Source organism: Tabrizicola sp. (genome assembly GCF_051645465.1).
Lineage (GTDB): Bacteria > Pseudomonadota > Alphaproteobacteria > Rhodobacterales > Rhodobacteraceae > Tabrizicola.
In genome coordinates this window covers 1-5,645 of the sequence record NZ_JBOFBI010000198.1, presented here as the reverse complement: position 1 = coordinate 5,645, position 5,645 = coordinate 1, and the positions used below count along the sequence as shown (strand labels likewise).

Annotated in this window: 5 protein-coding genes; all 5 read right to left on the bottom strand. The window is 62.8% G+C overall.

The annotated features are described in order from the left end of the window. Positions 1-135: 135 nt before the first annotated feature. Entirely contained in the window at positions 136-441 is a 306-nt protein-coding gene (locus ACRCSW_RS12715; protein WP_438705591.1) for a hypothetical protein, read from the bottom strand. A 131-nt stretch (positions 442-572) separates the two neighbouring features. Continuing rightward, positions 573-1,439 carry a hypothetical protein gene (locus ACRCSW_RS12710; RefSeq protein WP_438705589.1) on the bottom strand — a complete coding sequence of 289 codons (867 nt, stop codon included), beginning with the start codon at positions 1,437-1,439 and terminating at the stop codon, positions 573-575. A 226-nt stretch (positions 1,440-1,665) separates the two neighbouring features. Beyond that, positions 1,666-2,526: a hypothetical protein gene (locus tag ACRCSW_RS12705; protein WP_438705587.1), complete on the bottom strand. Its 861-nt coding sequence runs from the start codon at positions 2,524-2,526 to the stop codon at positions 1,666-1,668. A gap of 188 nt (positions 2,527-2,714) precedes the next feature. Then, a complete protein-coding gene (locus ACRCSW_RS12700) occupies positions 2,715-3,581 on the bottom strand; it encodes a hypothetical protein (protein ID WP_438705585.1) in 867 nt (288 codons plus the stop codon). A 114-nt stretch (positions 3,582-3,695) separates the two neighbouring features. Next, a complete protein-coding gene (locus tag ACRCSW_RS12695; RefSeq protein WP_438705583.1) occupies positions 3,696-5,522 on the bottom strand; it encodes a M3 family oligoendopeptidase in 1,827 nt (608 codons plus the stop codon). Positions 5,523-5,645: the final 123 nt, after the last annotated feature.

Below are 5,645 nucleotides of genomic sequence, written 5' to 3'. Positions count from 1 at the left end.
ATTTTCCAGTGGCCGATAAGCAAGCGAACGGGGGCTGGCTCTGCCCGGATCCTGGTCCGGGTATCTGGCGCCCACCTGAGACCTCTGGCTCTCGGGAAAACCCCGGTCCTCACGGTTGCTGCGGGCCCGCCACCCTTAGCGCTTGGCGCGGGGTTTCGCCGGCACGGGCACCGGGACCAGCGTGCGCGCAGCATGACCGCCGCCGCCGGAACGATCATCGGGCTCCGCCATCGCCATGATGCGGAAGGCGAACTGGACGGCGGCAAAGACGATGCCGTTGAACACGACCAGCATTCCTGCGGCGACCCAGCCCATGTCGGACGCCAGGATCAGATGGCCGATCCCTGCCACGTCGAACCACAGAAGCCCTGCCGTGAAGGCCGCGGCAATGGCAAACCCCAGGGCGACGCTTTGGATGTAAAGGCGAACCAGTTCGGGCATTGGTACCTCCTGCCTGCCAGACAAAGCTAGGTCGCTCGGGCCCGCTTGCCAAGACCTGCAAACCTGACCCGCGAGAATTTGCTGCACAGGGTGGCGAGGCTTCGGCGCCCCGCCACCTTTGGCATTCCGGGTCAGTCGGGTCCCCGCTCCTTCTGCATCCGCGACTCGCGCAGGGCACGGAGGTCGTCACTTGTGGCCCTGGACGCCTTGACCTGGGCTGAAGCGGTGGCCTTGCGCCGGGCCTCGGCGCGTTCCCAGTAAAGCACCGCTGCCGAGAAGAACCAGCTGGAGGCCCAGGTCATGAAAAGCGTACCACCCAGAAGCGAGAATGGGCTGAGGCTGACATCCCAGGCTGGGTCCTTGGCATTGAAGACGGCATAGATGGTCGAGGAGACGAGCGCGAACATCGTCGCCACTTCGCCGAAGAAGGAAAAGAGGTTGCCGCCGATCATCCAGATCAGGCTGATGATGCTGAGCCCGACTATGCCCGTTCCAAGGCCCTTGAACGGGTTCACGCCCGTGCCCTTCGCATCGGCATCCGCCACCACCGCGGTCATCGGCACGGCAAGCGCCGCCCCCCAGATCAGCATGAGGAAGACATAGAGACTCAATCCGCCGCCGAGCCAGATCCAGACCCCTGACCAGGCCTCACCGCCAAGGCCAAACGCACGGACAACCATAAGAATGCCAGCCGAGAGATAGACTGACAGGTATTCGATCACAAAGGTCGCGCCGATGGTCATGAGGCAGAAGACAAGACCGCCCCGCAGCATCTGCCCGAACTCGGGGTCGACGGTGTGGCCGCGCGCCACAAGCGCACAGCGCAGGCCGGTCATGATGCAGTAGGCATAGACGGTCCCCGGCACGAAGTAACCGATGCCGGGAATGATGCTGGCCAGCAGCAGGAGAAGCGCAATGATCCCGAGGATCGGCAGCACCGCGAGATAGCGCCAGACGGTTTTCAGGGAAAGCGGAAGGGCTTGCAGAAACAGAGGCATAGAGCGTCTCCATCACCGGCCCGGAAGGCCCTTGGCGAAACCAGGCCGCCTCCGGGAAGCGGTGATGTATGGACCCCCGACCCCTGCACAAGTAGGCTGACAAAATAATCGCGGGGGCGGGGTTTATTGGCCCCGCCCCCGTAAACAATGCACTGCGTGGCGGTCATTATTGCGCCGGATGATACACCGCAAAACCGACCCCGTTTCGCCCGACGCCTTGTCCAGCCTACATCCCGCCCGGGTCGCCGGGCATCCGCGACTCGCGCAGCGCACGGAGATCTTCGATCGAGGTCCGTGTGACTTCCAGTCTGGTCGCGCGCTCGGCCTCGAGCTTGTTGCGCAAGCGCTCCCAGGCCAGCACCGAGGTCGCGAAGTACCAGCAGGTGGCCCAGATTACGACAAGCAGACCGCCGATCGATTCATAGAGGTCGGCGCGGACGGTCAGGATCTTGTCCCCGAAACTGAAGCTGGCGGTCCCGAACGCATACTGCAGGCCACTTGCTATCAAGGTCTCGCCATATCCCCAGACTATGAAAGTGCCGAGGATAAACAGCCAGGCCAGGCTGACAACCAGCAGGCTGAACATGCCTTGGCCGAACCCCCAGAACACATGGGTCTGCGCGGCGCGCGGGGTGGCTGTGTACGCCGAGGCGGTCATTGGAACTGCCACGGCAAGGTTGAAGAGCGAGTAGAGAAAAGGCACGACCAGGATCAATGCCACAGCGGAATAGTTTTCCTCGGTGATTTCGTAGGGAGAGTCCGGGAGTGTCACAAGCGGAACAAACACAAGTACTACCACCCAAATCAGAATAGACACCACGACGCCGAGAAAGACGAACGCCAGGCTTCCGCGCACAAGTTTCCCGATGTCGAGATCGGTGTAATGGCCGCGCGCGCCAAGCGCAGTGCGCAGTCCGGCCATGATGCAAAGATTGATCAGGGTCGCCTGTACGACGAGATTGAGGATCGGAATGAAGAAGGTTGCAACATAGACCGCCAGGCATGGAACAGCCAGGACGGGCAGAATGATCAGGTAACGCCAGAAGGTCTGGAACGAGAGAGGAAGAGCTTTCAGAAACAGAGGCATAGGTGTCTCCATCACCGGCCCGGAAAGCCCTTGGCGAAACCAGGCTGCCTCCGGGGATCGGTGATGTATGAAGCCCTGACCCCTGCACAAGTGGATTGACGAATAATCGCGAACGCCAGGTCCATTGGCCCCAAAACCGTAAACAATGTCCGGTCTTGGGGCGGATTCTTACGCCAGACGATCCTGCTTTATATCAGGTCCCGCCCACCCGGCATCCGCGCCTCGCGCAGCGCGCGGAGCTCTTCGGCGCTGGTCCGGGAGACTTCGCGCACCGTGACCCGGTTCGCTTCACGCCTCTTGACTTCGTCCTGCCAGGCGATGATCGCGGTGGCGTAGTACCAGCAGCTTCCCCACAGAAGCGCCAGTATCGCCCCGACGATCGCCACGGGGTTGAACTCGGGCTGCTCGACAGGCGCCAGGTCGATCAAGTTGCCCAGGGCTGTGTAGAGAATGAAGCCCACCTGCTCGATGACGAACTCGATAAGCCCGCAGTTGAAAAGGGCGTACAGCCACAGCATCCAGATCAGGGCGAGGCTGAACATGCCCCGGCCAATCCCGAAGATCGGATCAGCATCACGTCCCATCGAGGTGGCCTCGACCGCCGCCGCCGTCATCGGCACTGCAACCGCGCAGGTGTAGAGCCCGTTCATGACGAAGAACGCGATCACCGCAAGGCTTGGCACCATGGGCAACGCATCTCCCCAGGGGGCGTCCACATTGCCCTCTACCCCGAAGTGCATGAGCCCAAGCACGGCCCCCACACACAGCAGAAACAGAACCGCGCTCACCACGGTGGCGATGACGCCGAAGAACATGCTGGAGCGCACCAGTTTTTCCACGGCAGGCTCGTTGCCCTTGCCATGGGCGGTCAGGGCGCAGCGGAATCCGACGAAGGATATGAAGGTGAAGATCGTCACACTGATCAAGGATCCGACCAAGGGCAGCAAGGTCAGCACCATCAGGGGCAGCATGAACAGAAGGACGAGGGGCAGCAGGAAGATGTAATGCCACAGCGTACCGAAGGACAGCGGCAGCGAACGCAAGAACAGAGGCAATTAAACTCTCCAGGGACGACGGGTTTAATGCCCGAAAGGCCACAACCATAAGGCGATTTTTTCGCAAAACTTTGTCGACTTCAAGGTCGGCGCCGCGCGAAACCTTACGTCGCCTCAGGCTTCCATTGCCTCCAGTTCGTCAATGAAGCTCGCGATCATGCTCAGCCCCTTGTCCCAGAACTTCGGGTCGCTCGCATCCAGCCCGAACGGCGCCAGCAGTTCCTTGTGGTGCTGCGACCCGCCCGCCTTCAGCATGGCGAAATACTTCTCCTGGAAGTCCGGCAGCCCGCCTGCATAGGCCGCGTAAAGCGCGTTCACGAGGCCGTCGCCGAAGGCATAGGCGTAGACGTAGAAGGGCGAGTGGACGAAGTGGGGGATATAGGCCCAGAAGGTCTCATACCCGGCCATGAACTCGAACGCGTCGCCCAGGGATTGGGCCTGGACGGACATCCAGAGCGCGTTGATGTCGTCCGGGGTCAGTTCGCCTTCGGCGCGGGCGGCGTGGAGCTTGCATTCGAAGTCGTAGAAGGCGATCTGGCGGACGACGGTGTTGATCATGTCCTCGACCTTGCCGGCGAGGAGGGTCTTCTTCTCGGCTGGGGTCTTGGCCTGATCGAGAAGTTTCCGGAAGGTCAGCATCTCGCCGAACACGCTCGCCGTTTCGGCCAAGGTCAGCGGGGTGGAGGCCAGAAGCTCGCCCTGCCCTGCCGCTAGCACCTGGTGGACGCCGTGGCCAAGCTCATGCGCCAAGGTCATCACGTCGCGGGGTTTGCCGAGGTAGTTGAGCATGACATAGGGGTGGACGGTGGTGACGGTCGGGTGGGCGAACGCTCCGGGGGCTTTGCCGGGCTTCACGCCCGCGTCGATCCAGCCCTTGTCGAAGAATGGCGTGGCGAGATCGGCCATCCGGGGGTCGAAGGCGGCGTAGGCATCGGTCACGGTCTTGCGGGCCTCGGCCCAGTTGACGGTCCTTGGCGTCTCGGTCGGGAGGGGGGCGTTCCGGTCCCAGACCTGGAGCTTCTCCAGGCCCATCCATTTGGCCTTCAGCCGGTAGTAGCGGTGGGAAAGCTTGGGGTACGCGGCCACGACGGCATTCCGCAGCGCCTCGACCACCTCGGGTTCGACGTGGTTCGAGAGGTGCCGCCCGTGCTGCGGCGTCGGCATCTTGCGCCAGCGGTCGTGGATTTCCTTCTCTTTAGACAGCGTGTTATGAATGCGCGCGAAGAGCTTGACATTCTTCTGGAAAACCTCGGCCAGCGCCTTTGCCGCCGCCTCGCGCCGCGCACGGTTCGGGTCGGTCAAGAGGTTCAGCGTCGCTTCCAGGTTCAGCTCTTCCGACTCTCCGGCCACGCTGAACATCAGCGCTGCCATCGTCTCGTCGAACAGCTTGTTCCAGGCGCTGGCGCCAACCACGCTCTCGTCGTGCAGGAACTTCTCCAGCTCGTCCGAAAGCTGGTGCGGTCGCATCGCACGCAACCGGTCGAAGACGGGCTTGTAGCGCGCAAGGTCTGCGTTCGCGGCCATCAGGCGGGCGAGGTGGTCATCATCCAGGCGGTTGAACTCGAGGCTGAAGAACACGAGCGGCGTGGTGGCGTCCGTCACCCGGTCCTGGGCGTCGCCCATGAACTTGGCGCGGTCGGGGTCGAGCGTGTTCTGATAGTAGCGCAGACCCGCATAGGACATGAGCCGCCCGGCGATCACCTCGATCCGTTCGTATTCCTGCACGCAGGCCAGAAGGCCCGCGGCATCCTGCCGGCCAAGCCGCCCCTCGTAGGTTTGCGCAAAGGCAGTACAGGCGCGCTCCAGTTCGGCCATGTCGCGCGGGAACTCCGGGCCGTCGGGCGCGGGGTAGAGGTCGGACAGGTCCCAGTCGGGCAAGTCGCCGAAGCCACCGCTGGCGGCGTTTGCGTCACGAAGCGGCGTGGGCAGATGCAGGGTCATGGGTGGTCCTTTCGGGAAACTCTGTCAGTCATCTAGTGCGGGACCCCGCCGGATGGAAGCACCCCGGGGATACCTCCTCGTTCGACTTCGTCTCCTCGTCGGAGCGCCGCCAGCGAGGAGGAG